This is a genomic window from Psychromonas sp. L1A2 (assembly GCF_009828855.1).
In the GTDB taxonomy this organism is placed as follows: domain Bacteria; phylum Pseudomonadota; class Gammaproteobacteria; order Enterobacterales; family Psychromonadaceae; genus Psychromonas.
In genome coordinates this window covers 1768163-1784887 of record NZ_WUAG01000002.1, presented here as the reverse complement: position 1 = coordinate 1784887, position 16725 = coordinate 1768163, and the positions used below count along the sequence as shown (strand labels likewise).

General features: G+C 37.2%; 11 protein-coding genes. 8 read left to right on the top strand and 3 right to left on the bottom strand.

Annotated elements, in window-relative coordinates:
- Nucleotides 1-258 precede the first annotated feature (258 nt).
- A complete protein-coding gene (locus GQR59_RS18165; protein ID WP_160065021.1) occupies nucleotides 259-1305 on the top strand; it encodes a polysaccharide lyase family 7 protein in 1047 nt (348 codons plus the stop codon).
- A 321-nt stretch (nucleotides 1306-1626) separates the two neighbouring features.
- On the top strand, nucleotides 1627-2712 hold the full coding sequence (locus GQR59_RS18160) for a class I mannose-6-phosphate isomerase (protein ID WP_160065019.1): 1086 nt from the start codon (nucleotides 1627-1629) through the stop codon (nucleotides 2710-2712).
- Nucleotides 2713-2919: 207 nt separating this feature from the next.
- Here the strand turns inward: GQR59_RS18160 and uxuA are convergent, their stop codons facing one another.
- Nucleotides 2920-4101 carry a mannonate dehydratase gene (gene uxuA / locus GQR59_RS18155; protein WP_160065017.1) on the bottom strand — a complete coding sequence of 394 codons (1182 nt, stop codon included), beginning with the start codon at nucleotides 4099-4101 and terminating at the stop codon, nucleotides 2920-2922.
- 371 nt (nucleotides 4102-4472) lie between these two features.
- Here uxuA and GQR59_RS18150 point away from each other — a divergent pair, with 371 nt between their 5' ends.
- On the top strand, nucleotides 4473-5933 hold the full coding sequence (locus GQR59_RS18150) for a mannitol dehydrogenase family protein (protein WP_160065015.1): 1461 nt from the start codon (nucleotides 4473-4475) through the stop codon (nucleotides 5931-5933).
- A 229-nt stretch (nucleotides 5934-6162) separates the two neighbouring features.
- On the top strand, nucleotides 6163-6978 hold the full coding sequence (locus tag GQR59_RS18145) for an FCD domain-containing protein (RefSeq protein WP_160065013.1): 816 nt from the start codon (nucleotides 6163-6165) through the stop codon (nucleotides 6976-6978).
- Between the two features lie 88 nt (nucleotides 6979-7066).
- Here the strand turns inward: GQR59_RS18145 and GQR59_RS18140 are convergent, their stop codons facing one another.
- Nucleotides 7067-9199, bottom strand: coding sequence for an MFS transporter (locus GQR59_RS18140; protein ID WP_081695322.1), 2133 nt, complete (start codon nucleotides 9197-9199; stop codon nucleotides 7067-7069).
- A 540-nt stretch (nucleotides 9200-9739) separates the two neighbouring features.
- Between GQR59_RS18140 and poxB the strand changes: the two genes are divergently transcribed.
- The 4 genes from poxB (at nucleotide 9740) to GQR59_RS18120 (ending at nucleotide 15145) form a co-directional block, all read left to right on the top strand.
- The gene (gene poxB / locus GQR59_RS18135; RefSeq protein WP_160065011.1) at nucleotides 9740-11464 is read left to right on the top strand and encodes a ubiquinone-dependent pyruvate dehydrogenase; all 1725 of its coding nucleotides are present in this window, start codon (nucleotides 9740-9742) and stop codon (nucleotides 11462-11464) included.
- Nucleotides 11465-11812: 348 nt separating this feature from the next.
- Nucleotides 11813-12235 (top strand): DM13 domain-containing protein, encoded by a 423-nt coding sequence (locus GQR59_RS18130; RefSeq protein WP_137297461.1) that lies wholly within the window; start codon nucleotides 11813-11815, stop codon nucleotides 12233-12235.
- 759 nt (nucleotides 12236-12994) lie between these two features.
- Nucleotides 12995-13528, top strand: coding sequence for an aminotransferase class I/II-fold pyridoxal phosphate-dependent enzyme (locus GQR59_RS18125; protein WP_236546808.1), 534 nt, complete (start codon nucleotides 12995-12997; stop codon nucleotides 13526-13528).
- 603 nt (nucleotides 13529-14131) lie between these two features.
- Nucleotides 14132-15145, top strand: a complete 1014-nt coding sequence (locus GQR59_RS18120) for a LacI family DNA-binding transcriptional regulator (RefSeq protein WP_160065009.1) — start codon at nucleotides 14132-14134, stop codon at nucleotides 15143-15145.
- A gap of 55 nt (nucleotides 15146-15200) precedes the next feature.
- Here the strand turns inward: GQR59_RS18120 and GQR59_RS18115 are convergent, their stop codons facing one another.
- Entirely contained in the window at nucleotides 15201-16610 is a 1410-nt protein-coding gene (locus GQR59_RS18115) for a glycoside hydrolase family 1 protein (RefSeq protein WP_160065007.1), read from the bottom strand.
- Nucleotides 16611-16725: the final 115 nt, after the last annotated feature.

Genomic DNA, 16725 nt, shown 5'->3' with positions numbered 1-16725 from the left:
ACCCAATAAAGTCTCTTTATTTAAACGTTAATCAATCAAAATATGATTCAGTAGTTTATAAACTGATCAATGAAGTCACAAACAAAGAATAAGCCGATCGACATCTCAAATTTCTGACACAGATATCTCAAATATTTGATCTAACCATAAGAACTGATTTTTAGTATGTGATCAATCAAACACATCCCATCATCTTAACTTTCTTTCAAATTACGCCTGATTATTATGTGTGACAATAATACATAAAGGGGTTATAAAATGAAAAAAACACTAGTTCTTGCTGGTTCAATCTTACTCACATTACCTACGGTAGTATTAGCAGATATTGCTAATAATGGCGTTTCGTACCCTGTTCCTGCAGACAAATTTGATATGACAAATTGGAAAATCACTATTCCTTCAGATATCAACCAAGATGGCAAAGTCGACGAAATCGAAGGCGTTGCAATGATGAGCTATTCTCACGAAGATTTTTTCTTCTTAGACAAAGACGGTAATATGGTTTTTGAAGTTCAAAATGAAGCAGTGACAACTAAAAACTCTAAAAATGCTCGTTCAGAGTTACGTCAAATGCCTCGTGGCGCTAAATTTGATATTGACACTGCAGCACCAAAAAATAACTTTGCACTAGCAAGTAACCTTAAAGCAGCTGACTACAGTAAAGTCGGCGGTACTTTAGCTGCAACATTAAAAGTTAACCACGTATCTGTTAATGCAAAATTCCCAGAAAGACCAGCAGCTCACTCAGTAGTTGTAGGTCAAATTCATGCTAAAAAATACAATGACCAAATCAAAGCAAAAACAGGATTCGGACACGGTAACGAACCACTAAAAATATTCTTTAAAAAATTCCCAGATCAAAAATATGGTTCAGTTTTCTGGAACTACGAACGTAACCTAGCGAAAAAAGATCCAAACCGTGCGGATATTGCTTATCCAGTATGGGGTAACACATGGGACAACCTTGCTGCACCAGGTGAAGCAGGTATCGCATTAGGTGAAGAGTTTAGTTACGTAGTAGATGTTAAGGGCGATATTATGCACTTAACTTTTGAAACTGCACGTCATAAAACAGTGACTTATAATATTGACCTAAGCAAAGGTGTTGACCAAAAAGACTCTCCAACGGGTTACGCACAAGATGCTTTCTACTTCAAAGCGGGTGCATACGGACAGTGTAGTGTAAATGATACACACCCTGTTTGGGGTCCAGGCTGTGCTGGTACTGGTGATTTCGCTGTGGATAAAAAGAATGGCGATTACAATAGCGTAAGCTTCTCAGCACTTAAATTAAACGGTAAATAATCGAGTAACTAGCTATATTACATAGCCTTACTAAATGAAAATTTTACGTACACATAAAAGTCTATTTCATTGAAATAGGCTTTTACTATTCCATTCCTTATAACTGGCATACCAATAAACTCAAAACAAGCCTAGTTCACAACTGTTACATATCATTTTTTAAAAAACGACCTTTGGTAAACCAATTGCAGTATAATAATGCCATTCTTAACACTTCCATTAATATCGGTCAGAACAAACAACCTTTTAATTAAACAATTAAGAACACTTAATATAAAAAGCACTGACATAAATATAAGGCTTTAATCAGGAGAGCATCTTATGCATTACAAAGGACAATTAATCACTTTCGCACCTAACAGGGTGTGGCGCTCTTATGTTGGTGGAAAAACACTTGATAGCCTACAAAATATGGAAGAACCAACTGATTCTCACTTTCCTGAGGAGTGGATAGCCTCTACCGTTCGAGCAGTAAACCCTGATAGGGAATCGCATGTAGAAGGGATATCAACAGCATTAATATCATCACAAGGCACTGACTTTGCAGCATTAATTCAGTCAGATCCCGATTATTTTTTAGGCCCAAAGCATGCTAAGAAATACACGAAGAACCCAATGGTACTGGTAAAGTATTTGGACTCTTCTGTAAGATTACACTTTCAAGCCCATCCAACGGCTGAGTTTGCAAAACAGCATTTAAACTCAAACTCCGGCAAAGCAGAAGCTTATTACATACTTGATATTAGAGAAGATGTCTCAGACCCTTATATTTATTTAGGTTTTCAAAATCCACCTAGCCGCGAAGATTTTAAAGAGATGATTGAAAATCAGGATATGGAGAAAATTGAGTCCTGCTTTAAGAAAATTCCTGTCAAACCAAATGATTGTTTTTACATTCCAGGTGGCATGCCTCATGCGATTGGCGAGGGTATTTTGATGATTGAAGTGATGGAACCTTCTGATTGGGCTGTTAGATTTGAGTTTGAGAAGTCTGGTTATACCTTACCTGAAGAAGCACGGTTTATGAAAAGAGGCTTAGACTTTTGTTTAGATGTATTTGATTATACTCAATATACGCCTGAATATATCAAAGAGCATTTTCAACAAAAAGCACAAAAATTAACGCAATATAATGATCATTCTTACAAAGAGTCTTTAGTGGGTAGTCAAGCTACTGATCGATTTAGAATCTGTAAATCGACAATTAAAGGGAACGTCCAAAAAATCGAAGATGAGTTCTTTATCGGCGTGATCACTAAAGGCTCATGTACTATAAAAATGGAAACAGAGTCTTTAACGCTATCACAATATGATACGTTCTTCTGCCCTTATGGCCTTGAAGCCTTTACCATTACGTCAAGTGATGGCGTAGAGATTATCGAGTGTTACCCACCTTTAAGCGATTAACTAAGTATTATCCTTACTGTTTACTAGGAGCGAGACCTTTATTAGTAAAGTTATTTATATGCGAGGTAAATAACGACTCTTTATTTATTAATGGTGTTTTCTTACTACAGTTGAAGCTGTAGGTATGAATAAATGAGTGTAAGGATAAAAAAACCGAGCCTTCAAAAGGCTCGGTTGGCTTAAAATAGAAAGGGGATATTTATGACTCTATTTAAAAAAGCTACGTTTTAACCCCATTTCTAAACCTCTAATCTCCGCTAACCCTTTTAATCTACCGATTGCAGAGTACCCAGGGTTCGTTTCTTTACGTAAATCATCCAACATTTGATGGCCATGATCAGGACGCATTGGAATAGAACGGCCCTCTCCATTTTTTTCTCTACGATGCTCTTCTTCAAGAATCGCCATAACAACATTGTACATATCAACATCACCATTAAGGTGTGCCGCTTCATGGAAGCTCATTGGATTATCTTCACGCATAGTAGAACGTAAATGAGTAAAATAAATACGGCTTCCGTACTGTTTAATCATATTAACTAAGTCATTATCACCACGTACACCGTAAGAACCTGTGCACATAGTTAAGCCATTTTGCTGACTTGGAATTTCAGTAGTTAGCCATTCAATATCTTCAATCGTTGAAACAATACGCGGTAAACCAAGAATAGGGCGTGGTGGATCGTCAGGATGTACCGCCATTTTTAAACCAGTCGCATCACAAACAGGCATTAGAGACTTTAAGAAGTAAGCTAAATGCTCACGTAACTTGTCTTTACTAATCCCATTATAACGATCTAACTGTACTTGAAATTCAGTTAACGTATAACCTTCTTCTGCTCCAGGTAAACCTGCGATAATATTAGAGGTTAACTTATCAATATCAGCTTGAGTCATGTTATCAAAGTAAACTTGCGCCTGTGCAATCTCTTCTGAGCTATAAGCTGACTCTGCACCAGGTCTTTTTAATATATGGAGTTCAAATGCAGCAAAAGCGATTTGATCGAAACGTAGTGCACGAGATCCATCTTCCATCTCAAAAGCAAGATCGGTACGTGTCCAATCTAATACTGGCATAAAGTTATAACAGACTGTATCAATCCCGCTTTTAGCAAGATTTTCAATAGTTTGCTTATAATTATCTACCCATTGTTGAAAGTTACCCGTTTGTGTTTTAATTTCTTCATGAACAGGAACGCTCTCAACAACAGACCAAGTTAAGCCTTTCGCTTCGATAATGGCCTTACGCTTTAAAATCTCTTCAACGGTCCATACTTCGCCATTTTTAATATGGTGCAAGGCATTCACAATACCTGTCGCGCCAGCTTGCTTAATATCATCCAAAGAAACGGGATCGTTTGGTCCATACCAACGCCAAGTTTGTTCCATTACTTACCTCTCTACATTCATTTCCATATTCATTTCTACGTTAATATCAGCTTATGTTTTATTGCTAAATTAACGATAACAACAATTGGAATTCCAATTAAAAGACCTCTTATCCAATAAATATAAGGGATAGCCGTGATTTTCGCAATATAAAAACACACATTGGTTTACCAAATAAGCAAAACAATATAGATTGTATACCAATAAAGGCGATATTGCTCTACCACTTATGCTCTAATATTCAAGTGTTTTAATATTTACATAGCGCTTATTACTTAGATTTAATAGCCTAATAATGAAAACTAATAATAAAATCTCAGTTCAGTAAAATAGATAATTTTTTACCTATGTTGATAAATCTCGGAGAAATTATGTCAATCACAAAGCCACCTTTAAAAACAACGGTAATCGACAGTAAAGTTAACCAAGCGATGCTAAAAACACGTATTGTACATATTGGATTTGGTGCCTTCCATCGAGCGCACCAAGCGTTATATACCAATGAAATGCTTGAAAAAACACAATCTGACTGGGGTATTTGTGAAGTTAATTTATTCAGCGGTAGTGACATCATTAAAAAACTCCGTTTACAAAATCATCGCTATTTAGTGGCGGAAAAAGGCGCTAACGAAAACACCATTAGAACGGTCGGTTCGATCAAAGAATCACTCCATCCTAAGCTTGATAGTAAACAAGCCATCATTGACAAAATGGCTGAACCACAAGTTGCGATTGTCTCTATGACGATTACAGAAAAAGGCTACTGTGTTGACCATTCAACAGGTCAGCTAGACCCAACTAACTCACTTATTATTCATGACTTAGAAAACCCAAGTGAGCCTAATTCAGCGATTGGTTATATTGTTGAGGCATTGCGTTTACGTAAGCAACGAGGGCTCAAAGGTTTTTCTGTTATGTCATGTGACAATGTACAAGAAAATGGTCACGTAGCTAAAGCAGCTGTATTAGGTTTTGCCACATTATTAGATGGTCAACTTGCTCAATGGATAGAAAATAACACAAGCTTCCCTTGTACTATGGTGGATCGCATCGTCCCCGCAGTCACACCGGAAACGCTGGCAGAGATAGCAACATTATCAGGCATTAACGATCCTTGTGCCGTTGCTTGTGAACCGTTCCGCCAATGGGTCATTGAAGATAACTTCATTCAAGGTAGACCTGACTGGAATGTTTCAGGAGCAGAGTTTGTTAAAGATGTTGTCCCATTTGAAGAAATGAAATTAAGAATGCTAAACGGCACGCATTCATTTCTTGCTTATTTAGGCTATCTCGGTGGCTATACTCACATTTCAGATGCTATGACCAACCAAGCATACCGAAATGCAGCTTTTGATATGATGTTAAAAGCGCAGGCTGTTACTTTAAATATGCCAGAAGGGACTGATTTAGAAGAATATGCTTCTTCACTTATTCTGCGTTTTGCCAATCCATCGCTAAAACATCAAACATGGCAAATTGCGATGGATGGCAGCCAAAAAATACCACAACGCTTTGGCGCTTCTCTCCAGTTTCATTTAGAACATGGTAGTGATTATAAATGGATAGTCATGGCAATTGCTGGTTGGATGCGCTATGTAAAAGGAATTGACGAACGAGGCAATGCAATTGATGTCAAAGACCCATTAGCAAAAACCTTTTGTGCTATTAATGCCAATCATATTGACCCGACAGAGCGAGTTAAAGCATTTCTTTCAATTGAGAGTATTTTTGATCAATCATTATTATTAAACTCTCAATTTATAAGCAAATTAGCTAGCGCTTATATGCTTATAAATACTAAAGGAGCATGCCACGCAGTCTCAACATTATAACCAAATAATAAATATTGAGTGTAAAATTAGGGATCGAAGCGGCTTAATTTCAAAGCTTATTTGATACTTTATTTACCCTGATTTTTTATTTAGCCAAGATAATTTTAAAGGCAAACAGTCAAAGAAACCAAGTTATCGTTTATTCTCTTCAATATTGAAATAGATAGAGTTATTTTGGTTTTTCTATACACTATTCAGTTCAAATTTAATCAACAGAGAAACTATTAAAATGTCTATTAATCATGCTGAATCACAGTCACCTAACACTCGACGTTATGTGGTCATTGGTACTGAATTAAGGGACAAGTTATCTCAAAACTTTTATAAAGTGGGTGACCGTTTACCGACAGAACGTGATATTGCTGAATCCTATGGTGTTAGCCGTACGGTGATTCGTGAAGCTATTATTATGTTAGAAATAGAAGGCTTAGTAGAAGTGCGTAAAGGCTCTGGCGTTTATGTTATCAACTTACCACAGCCTGATAATACCCCTCAGAATGACACTAACAACTCAATTGACTCCACAATACTATCTGCCTTTTCAGGTTTAACGGGTACCGATATCGGGCCTTTCGAACTATTACAGGCACGTCAATTAATAGAAAGTAATATCGTAGAGTTTGCGGCGCATCAAATCACTAAATCTGAAATCAGCGCAATGCGTAAAGTGCTTGAAAAAGAAAAAGAAGCATTAGAAACAGGTGATAGTAACGAAGAATACGATCGTGATTTTCATATCTTGATTGCAGAAGCGACAAAGAATACTTTTCTAGTGGATATGGTCAAATTGATGTGGAGAATACGAGAAGAAAGTTTAATGTGGGCACAATTACATGCACATATTGATACTAAAGATTACCGACAAACATGGTTAAATGACCACGCCTTAATCTTAGCTGCGTTACAGAAGAAAGATGCAGTAACCGCTAAAAAAGCGATGTGGGATCATTTAGAGAATGTAAAAACCACCTTACTTTCATTATCTGACGTAGAAGATGAAAATTTCGATGGTTACTTATTTGATTCTTACCCTTTAGGAAAGTAGTTAAATCAATCTCTTAATGGTTTATTAAAGACCTTATTCAAGGCTTGAATTCAAGATGAATAAACTTTAACTTAAAAAAATAAAGCGCTTAACTATCCAATTTCTGCGTTTCAATCGCATCTAATAATTGTTCTTGAATGGTGCTTTCTTCGGGTTTATCATCAATCGAAGTACTTAAATCACTGCTATCAACAGCTTCTGTATCTTGTAATAACTCAACCATTTCAGAAGCCACTTCAGGTACAGAATCAATAAAGGTACTGGCAACATCAACTGCATATTCAGGCATACTTTCTACCACTTGAGATAAATAGTCGTTAACTGCATCTTCGATATTTTCAGCTGAATCCGCATTATCTTGTTGTTCATTTTCACCTTCAATCAGGTTGCTCACGTAGGCTTCTGCAACCATATTAGAAGATTCAGGCAATGCTTCTGATACCGTTAATGCAATCTCAGCAGAATGCTCAGGTGATACGTCACTTAAACGATTATATAGCTCAGTTGCCGTCTGTTCAGATTCTGCAGCGCTTCTATCTACCGGACGCATTTCATCTAAAGAATCAGAAAACTCATTCATGTATTGCTCTGTCATTTTCAATAGTTCTTCAGGATCATTGCCTGACATATTCTCAGCGGCAAACTCCATCACACCAATACCGTTGTCTGGCATTGAGTTCGCAATCGCAACAATAATACTGGTTAATTGTTCAGGATGGTCATTAGTTATCCAATCCACTAATTCTTCAGCTTGTTCAGGAGAGGCAGTGGTTAATGCTTCAGCTATATGTACAGCCATATCAGGCGCAGCAGTTGTAATCGCCGCATATAATTTACCAATATTAATTTCATCAATGGTACTTAAAGCCGCCGCTAAGTGTGATGCATTTTGAGGGTCTTTTAATGCCAACGCTTTAGCCATATTAACGGCAATAGCTGGGTTCTTAGTAGCAAGGCTAATCGCCACATCCACTTCTGCACTTTGTTTAAATACTGGCTCAATATAGTCGGTACGTGGATCAAGCACAGAGACAGCACCAGAAGGCGTCTGCATGACGAAGTTATCTTGATCTTGTTGCGGCAATGCAGGGCGTTGTTTCATACGGATAAGAATAAACACCAGCAAAGTGCTCGCGCCGATAATCATAAAAGAAAACAACGCTTCGCTGCCGAACCACTTCATGGTTAAGGAAGCTAGATACGGCCCTAAAATACTACCAAAGGCATAAATAACTAATAGTGAGGACATCGCCGATAAAATTTGTGTTTTTAATACTTTATCAAAAGTTTCCGACATACTCATCGGATACAAACAAGCCGCAACTCCGGTGATCACTGCGATGGCAAATAGCGTTAAATTAAACATATCTAATGCCATTAAAAACGGAATGCTTAAGGAAGCTAAGATAATCGTTGAGACCATGCCCAACATGATTTTTCGACGATCAAAATTATCAGAAAGATAAGCAATAGGATATTGGAATATGATGGCTCCTAAAATCGCAGACCCCATAAAGATCGATAAATTAAGATTCTGAATACCGTGGTCATTAGCAAAAATAGGTAACATATTCAGTAAACCTGCGTAGAGCAAACCACAGTAAAAACAACTTACTACACCAAGAGGCGATAGTTTTGCGATGGTAATCAAAGACATCGACTCACTGTCTTCAATAATCGGCCCTTGTTGCTTACTGATCACAATAGGCGTGATCGCCAAGCTGAATAAAACACCTGAGATAACAAATAAAACCATGCCATCAATAGGCGCAACACTGAGCAAAAACTGCCCTGAAAATAATGCGCTCATTAATACCATCTGGTTAATAGAAAGTATTCGTCCTCTATTTTTTTCCGTCGCACTAAAGCTTAACCAACTATCAAGCGTTGCATTGGTACAAGCAATACAAAAACCAGTCAGCACACGCATAAGACCAAGCACATAAGGGTCAGGGAAAAGGCCAGAAACTAAAATAGCCACAGACGTTAAGCTACCGCACATCGCAAATATTCTAATGTGCCCGACTCGTTGCAACAACTTACGGCTGTAATATGAACCGGCTAAAAACCCCACTGACAACATCGATAATACGAGACCAATATTATCAACACTAATACCATCATTCTGCATACGCACAGGCAATAAGATATTGCTCAAGCCATAACCTGTCATTAATAAAAAACAGCTTATTAGCAGAAGAAAAAAAGGTTTAATCGTCATTATCACGGGGCAATTCTCTTATTTTTTAGCGGCTTTATTGCTCCTAAACAAATACTAACGTTCGGTACTTTTCAGAAGAAAGGAAATAGGTCACCGATTGTTCAAACAATCGACAAGAAAGTTAAATATAAAGGAAAAATAGACAACAAAAAAGACAAAAATGAGTCCACCAGCATTATATTAATGCTTTATAACACCATTTAAATTTTCCAACTAAAAAAACATCATTTGAACTGATAAAAACCTTTTGTAACAACGCTATTTTTTTATGTTGAAGCATTTAAACAAACAGCAATAACCAATCTAATCAGTTTCAAAATAAGAATTTTGTGTTCAAGATCTCACTTTTCAGCCTTCTTTATTCTCTCAACGAATATCAACACCTCTTTTTATAACAAAGCATTACAAAGGATATCGCGACTACCATTGTGAAAAGCGCCTCTCAAGAGGATGATAATTATGTAGCGTTTATGTTTATCATTTTCTCTACCACTCACAATATATTGTATATATAAATTTAATACTGAGGAGCATCTTAATATGAGTCAAAGTATCGCAAGTTTTATTACTCAAACCCTTGAACAAGCTGGTGTAAAGCGAATTTGGGGAGTAACTGGCGATTCACTCAACGGAATAAGTGATAGTTTACGAAAAATGGGCACAATAGAATGGTTAGGAACACGCCATGAAGAAGCCGCTGCCTTTGCCGCTGGTTCAGAAGCACATGTATCAGGAGAACTCGCTGTTTGTGCAGGCTCATGCGGACCTGGTAATTTACACTTAATCAATGGTTTGTTCGATTGTCATCGTAATAAAGTACCGGTATTAGCAATTGCAGCCCATATACCCTCCTCTGAGATTGGCTCGAATTATTTCCAAGAAACTCACCCGCAGGAATTATTTAAAGAATGTAGTGTTTATTGTGAGTTAGTCTCTAATCCAGAACAAATGCCTTACATGCTAGAAACAGCAATGCGCCAAGCTATTTTACACAATGATGTTAGCGTACTTGTTCTACCCGGTGATGTGGCACTAAAAGCGATGCCTGAAACTGCCCAAGCCAAATGGAACGTACCTAAGCTTGCAACTTATACACCTGACGTAGCCGATATAAAAACGCTAGCAACTCACTTAAACAGCAGCAAAAAAGTCACCTTATTATGCGGTGCAGGCTGTAAAGAGGCACATGATGAAGTGGTTGCTTTAGCAGCTAAACTACAGGCACCCATCGTTCACGCCATGCGCGGCAAAGAGTTTCTTGAATACGATAACCCTTATGATGTTGGTATGACCGGCTTTATCGGTTTCTCATCGGGTTACCATGCCATGCAAGAAGCTGATACATTATTGATGATAGGCACTAGCTTCCCTTACCGCGCTTTCTACCCTGAAAAAAGCACTATTTTACAAATAGATAATCAACCGGCATCACTAGGACGACATGTACAAATAGACTTTGGTGTGATGGGCGATACTAAAAATACCGTTGCTTCACTTCTTGAGCATATCAAAGAAGATCGCTCTGACTCTCATTTAAAAAAATGCGTTAAAAATTATAAAGAAGCACGAAAAGACTTGGATTTATTGGCGAGTGGTAAAACATCGCATAATTTAATCCATCCACAATATCTAACACGTTTGCTCGATGAACAAGCCGCCGACGATACTATCTTTACCTGCGATGTTGGTACACCAACAGTTTGGGCTGCACGTTACCTCACTATGAATGGCAAACGTCGTTTAATTGGCTCATTTAATCATGGCTCAATGGCAAATGCGTTATCACAAGCAATGGGCGCACAATCTTTAGACCGTAACCGACAAGTAATAGCAATGTGTGGCGATGGTGGTTTTTCAATGTTAATGGGTGACCTCCTATCTCTAAAACAACTCAACCTACCGATTAAAATTGTTGTTTATAATAATCGTTCATTAGGTTTTGTTGCTATGGAAATGAAAGCCAGCGGCTACTTGTCAGATGATACCGACTTAGATAACCCAAGCTTTGCAAAAATTGCAGAAGCTTGTGGCTTAAAAGGTATTAACGTTAGCGATCCAGAGAAATTACCACAAGCCATGACTGAAATGATGGCTCATCCAGGCCCTGTGGTACTTGAAGTAGAAACAGCAAAACAAGAACTCGCCATGCCACCACAAATTAAATTTGAGCAAGCCAAAGGCTTTAGTGTTTACATGATGAAAGCGTTAATTAATGGTAAAGGTAATGAAATAGTCGAACTCAGTAAAACAAACTGGCTTCGTTAATACCTTTAACGGTAAATGATAGAGTGGATCAAGCAGCTATAAACTCGCTATCCACTTTATTATCGAATACCGCGTGTCATGACTAATCATCTTTAAGAACTAATGGCGTTAAGAAGTAAAAGCATAAACTTTCATATCTAGAGACCCCTGCTAAATCACAGACATTATCATTATCTTAAGTTATAAATAAAATTATTCGTAATCTTTTATCTAAGTCAATGGAGTCTTATGACACATCCACTTATTTAAACTATCATGATAAGACTTTCTTATCTCACTTTGCTCGTGTTATAAAAAAGTTGTTTACTACTTAACACCTATGCCTAAATAAAAAACAGGAAACTTATTATGAAGAAAATTGTTCTCGTATTATCTCTGCTTATAGTTTCACTTGGTGGAATACAACATGCTGTTGCTGCTGATGGTGTCATTACAAGCGGACAACTAAGCGCAGGATTTTCATCTTGGGGTAAAAAATCATTAGCTGGCGATTGGAAAATCGTAGAAGAAAATGGAAAGCACTATATTGAATTAGCAAATAATTTCAAAGCAACAAAAGGTCCAGATGTAGAAATATTTCTATCACCGAAAGCGAGTTCAGCAGTGAATGGCGATAATGCGACTGACGGTAGTGTTTTTATTAAAATAATTAGCAGCTTTGAAGGTGAAAGTCGCATAGAAATACCTGCAGATGTAGACCTTAGCAAATATAAAACATTAGTGTTCCATTGCAAGGAATATAGTAAATTATGGGGTGTATCACCGCTTTAATTCTTCATTTATTGAAGAAAAATAACGCTGAAATTACTTCAACCATGATCAGTGATATCTAGCAGACAAACTAAGTTATTTCCCACTCATTGAGTAAATCATTATTGGGAAGTAACTTAATCTTAACGTTAAAAATACATACTATTTAGCCTCGCTCCCAAGCATTCCCAACTCCTCAGTTATATTTCGAATATTTCATCATAATAAATAGCTAATAAATGACCAGCAGCACAAAATTAACGCACTCAGTACTCACATGGTGCGTAAAACTTAATAGAAAAATAACCAAACAATCCAACAAAAAAACTCTCTGTGCAACGGTACACAATACAAGACTAATAGAATATTTGTTGCACAAGATAATGCCTTACATTCTCTAATTATTAAACTGGCACAGATGTTGTTAATTACTTATACCAATGGAATTAAATAAGTGCTCAGAGATTGCGCAGGAAAAATTAACACTAATAAGGCGTGAGTTGTAGGAGATAGTTGTTCTCACTTCAAAAATCACAACGCAGTTAGGGGTGATTTTAACCAGCAAGAATGATCACCTTATTAATTCTTTTGGTAATATTAACCATTGCTTAGTCATTACTAACATTCTGTTTTTTAACAAGGAGCACCTGATTTTCATAACCCAACAGGTGTGTGTTGGTCATTATCAGTACGCCAACAAGTAGCCCAATTATGCCAACAGTACGATGTCACACTCATTAAAGTGCGCCGTAAAGAGAGCTTCGTTTTACAGGTGAAGCATTGCCACTTGCATCAAGCTTTTGCCCTAATCACTCCATGGTATTACGTTCCTTTTCTAAAATAGCAACACCGGGTATTCGCTTAGGGTTAGTGACAGGCAAAACCGAATGGATAGAAGCGATCAACACTGTAAAACAAGCAACAGATTTACACTCAAGCGCTCCCATGCAAGCAGTGTTATTCGCCTTATTACAACATGGCGCCTTCCCGTTTCACTTAGAAAAGTTGAGAAAGCTATACCAACAACGCTATCAAGCACTAGTTAATAACCTCAAACTAACATTGCCTGTAACTTGCCAAGTAACCCCTGTCGATGGCGGCATGTTTATTTGGCTATTATTACCTAATTGTGATGTTGATGCCTTAGCAAAATCCGCACTAGAAAATGGTGTTGCTGTTGTACAAAGTAGCGTGTTTTACCAAGATAGGAGAAATGTTAAACCTGCTTTACGATTAAATTTCACTAATGCCAACGTCGAAGCGTTAGCTGAAGAAATTGAACGTTTATCGAAAGTGATTGAAGAATTTTGTTAAGCCAAAATGATAATCTTAAATTAAAATAATGAATTTTTAGAAGGTATTTAACCTTAAAAAATAAAAGAGAAAATTAAAATGTGAAATTGTATTAAATAATGATGGCTCATCCAGGCCCGGTAGTACTTGAAGTAGAAACAGCAAAACAAGAACTAGCCATGCTAGCACAAATTAAATTTGAGTAAGCTAAAGGCTTTAGTGTTTAGTGTTTAGTGTTTAGTGTTTAGTGTTTAGTGTTTAGTGTTTACATGATGAAAGCGTTAATTAATGGTAAAGGTAATGAAATAGTCGAACTCAGTAAAACTAGCTGGTCACGTTAATAACAAACTTAATCTACCGATAACTCACTCACAAATTAATCAGAGTTTACTCTAAGAATACATAACACTACGTAGCGTTATGTCATTGTTAGATTTAACAATAAATACAGACTCCATACGCTTGCTTTTATCCCACTCACCTCCTTCCCATCTTATCTTTTTAACATTAAATCACATTTCAATTATAAAAAAGTAACCGGTTACATTAAAAATACTTATACTGTATTATTTACATTTAAACCTAAGCGTTATCTATTATAATCGGTGTAAAGTAGGAAGATGAATGAGTACGATTCTAGACGTATGTAGATTAGCCAGCGTGTCTAAAGCAACGGTGTCGAGAGTAATTAACGGCACAGGACAAGTTAAAGAGTCGACTCGAGAAAAAGTGTTTTCTGCTATGCAATCTTTAGGCTATAGACCAAACAGATTAGCACAAGCCTTAGCGACCAATAAAACCCACACTATTGGACTCGTGGTGTCTGACTTTGATGGTATTCACTTCGGTTTATTATTAAAGCAAGCTGCTGCTAGCGCTGAATTTGCCAAAAAACAGTTAATTGTTACCGATGGCCATAATGATCCAGATTATGAATATGAAGTGATTATGCAGCTAGAAGCGCAATGCGATGCAGTGGTACTTTATAGCCGTACATTAACAGATGATCATATTCAGCGTTTACATCAACAGTTAACCATTCCTATTGTTGTCATTAATCGAGACTTACCTGAACAGCTTTTCCATTCTGTTTCCTTTCAACAGGAAGACGCCGTTAAGTTAATGATGAATCACTTATTAGATAATGGACATCGGCAAATCGCTTGTATTACCGGCCACATGATGAACCCGACAGGGATCGCACGAGTCAATGGTTACAAACATTCATTAACACAGTTCGGTATCGCTTTTAATGAAAAGTTGGTTAAGCATGGCGCTTACGATATGAAAAGTGGATATCAAGCCTGTAAAGAGCTGATCAATGATGGTACCCCGTTTACCGCTATTGTTGCTTTCAACGATTGTATGGCATTAGGTGCATTAAGAGCCTTGACTGAAGTAGGTATACAAGTCCCTGAGCAAGTATCCATTATTGGCATAGACAACGACCCCGTCTCAGAGTTTTTCACTCCAAGATTAACGACAGTTAAATTGCCTATCGCGGATATGACCAAGCAAGCTGTCGAACTAGCTATTACGTTATGTGAAGAAACAAAAGCAACGCATTCTTACCAATATAAAGGACAACTCATTGAAAGAGAATCGGTAATGCCTGTTAAATCGGCCTCAAAAAGTTAAAAAAGCCTACTATCTCCCTTGATAATAGGCGTTTAAATAGAATGAAAGCGCCTTTTTAAAGATCTTCACCTCGATTATCAATCACACTTTTATACCAATGAAATGACGCTTTTTTCTCACGTTTTAAATCATTTTTATGATCAACATAAATGAACCCGTATTGTTTTTTATAGCCATTTAACCAGCTTAATAAATCAATTGCTGACCAAGCGTAATAACCTTTAATGTGAACACCTCGGCTTATTGCTTCTTTTACTGCACTTAAATGCTCTTCAATGTAGTGAATACGTGCAATATCACAGACTTCACCTTCAATAATCGGGTCTTCGTCGCCTAAACCATTTTCAGTAATATACAGTTTAATATCACCATAAAGTGCTTTCAGTGAGACTAAACCATCAATAAAACCTTGAGATGATATTTCCCAATTCCATTTAGTGTATTTTTTATCGGCCATTTGAACTGTGCGGTACACACCATCATAGCTTGGATTGCCCGGTGACCCCGTTGAATTCTCACGCGTCATCACAAGATTTTTAACTTCACCTTGAATCTTTTCAACGCGCATCGGTTGATAGTAATTTAAGCCCATAAAATCATTCAGTGGTGCAGCTTCGGCTATCACAGCCAATTCAGCTTCCGTCCAATCAGGCTCATTACCTTCGACTTTCAGTTGTTTAACAACATACTCAGGGTACTTACCTAATAAAATCGGGTCATAAAACCAATTTAAGTTAAATTGATTAGCATGCTCCGTGGCAAAGATATTCTCTTCATTATCATCAACACTAAAAGCAGGACTGAATACATGACTTAACCCAATTTCACCGAATTGATTCAGTTTTTTATAGGCAATGACAGTCTGCGCATGCGTATAAAAAACATTATGAATGGCTTGGAAATACTTTTTAGGATCATTTTGAATGCCAGGTGGATGTGCACCCGCTAGATAACCTAAATTACAAAATACGAAGGTTTCATTAAAAGTGATAAAGTTTTTAACACGGTCGCCAAATGCTTCAAAACAAATGTTAGCAAAATTCAGATAGGCTTCACCGGTTTCTCTGTTTAACCATGCACCCTTTTTCTCTAAAGGCAAAGGTAAGTCCCAGTGATAAAGTGTCACAAAAGGGACGATGCCATATTTTAAACATTCATCAATAATATTATTATAAAAATCAATCCCTTTTTGATTTACCTCACCGGTACCTGTCGGTAAAATACGAGCCCAGGAGATAGAAAAGCGGTACGACTCTAACCCCATTTCAGCCATTAACGCGATATCTTCTTGGTAGCGGTTATAATGATCAATAGCGACATCACCATTCGTGCCTTCAAAAGTTTTACCTGGTATTTTAGTAAACTCGTCCCAATTGGTTGGGCCTTTGCCATCTTGATCCCACGCCCCTTCAATTTGATAAGAAGCGGTGGCAGCACCAAATAAAAAATCATGTGCAAACTTCATAATAAATTCCTAGTGATATACCAACCACAGTAAGTCGATGCTCTATTTTACTGTCTAAAACAACTTACTTGTGTGTATTACATTCTTAATGTAATTGGTATTAAATGTTCAATAA

Bases quoted from the DNA above. Each gene is read 5' to 3' on its own strand.
- GQR59_RS18165 (WP_160065021.1), top strand. From the start codon at position 259: ATGAAAAAAACACTAGTTCTTGCTGGTTCAATCTTACTCACATTACCT.
- GQR59_RS18160 (WP_160065019.1), top strand. From the start codon at position 1,627: ATGCATTACAAAGGACAATTAATCACTTTCGCACCTAACAGGGTGTGG.
- uxuA (WP_160065017.1), bottom strand. From the start codon at position 4,101: ATGGAACAAACTTGGCGTTGGTATGGACCAAACGATCCCGTTTCTTTG.
- GQR59_RS18150 (WP_160065015.1), top strand. From the start codon at position 4,473: ATGTCAATCACAAAGCCACCTTTAAAAACAACGGTAATCGACAGTAAA.
- GQR59_RS18145 (WP_160065013.1), top strand. From the start codon at position 6,163: ATGTCTATTAATCATGCTGAATCACAGTCACCTAACACTCGACGTTAT.
- GQR59_RS18140 (WP_081695322.1), bottom strand. From the start codon at position 9,199: ATGACGATTAAACCTTTTTTTCTTCTGCTAATAAGCTGTTTTTTATTA.
- poxB (WP_160065011.1), top strand. From the start codon at position 9,740: ATGAGTCAAAGTATCGCAAGTTTTATTACTCAAACCCTTGAACAAGCT.
- GQR59_RS18130 (WP_137297461.1), top strand. From the start codon at position 11,813: ATGAAGAAAATTGTTCTCGTATTATCTCTGCTTATAGTTTCACTTGGT.
- GQR59_RS18120 (WP_160065009.1), top strand. From the start codon at position 14,132: ATGAGTACGATTCTAGACGTATGTAGATTAGCCAGCGTGTCTAAAGCA.
- GQR59_RS18115 (WP_160065007.1), bottom strand. From the start codon at position 16,610: ATGAAGTTTGCACATGATTTTTTATTTGGTGCTGCCACCGCTTCTTAT.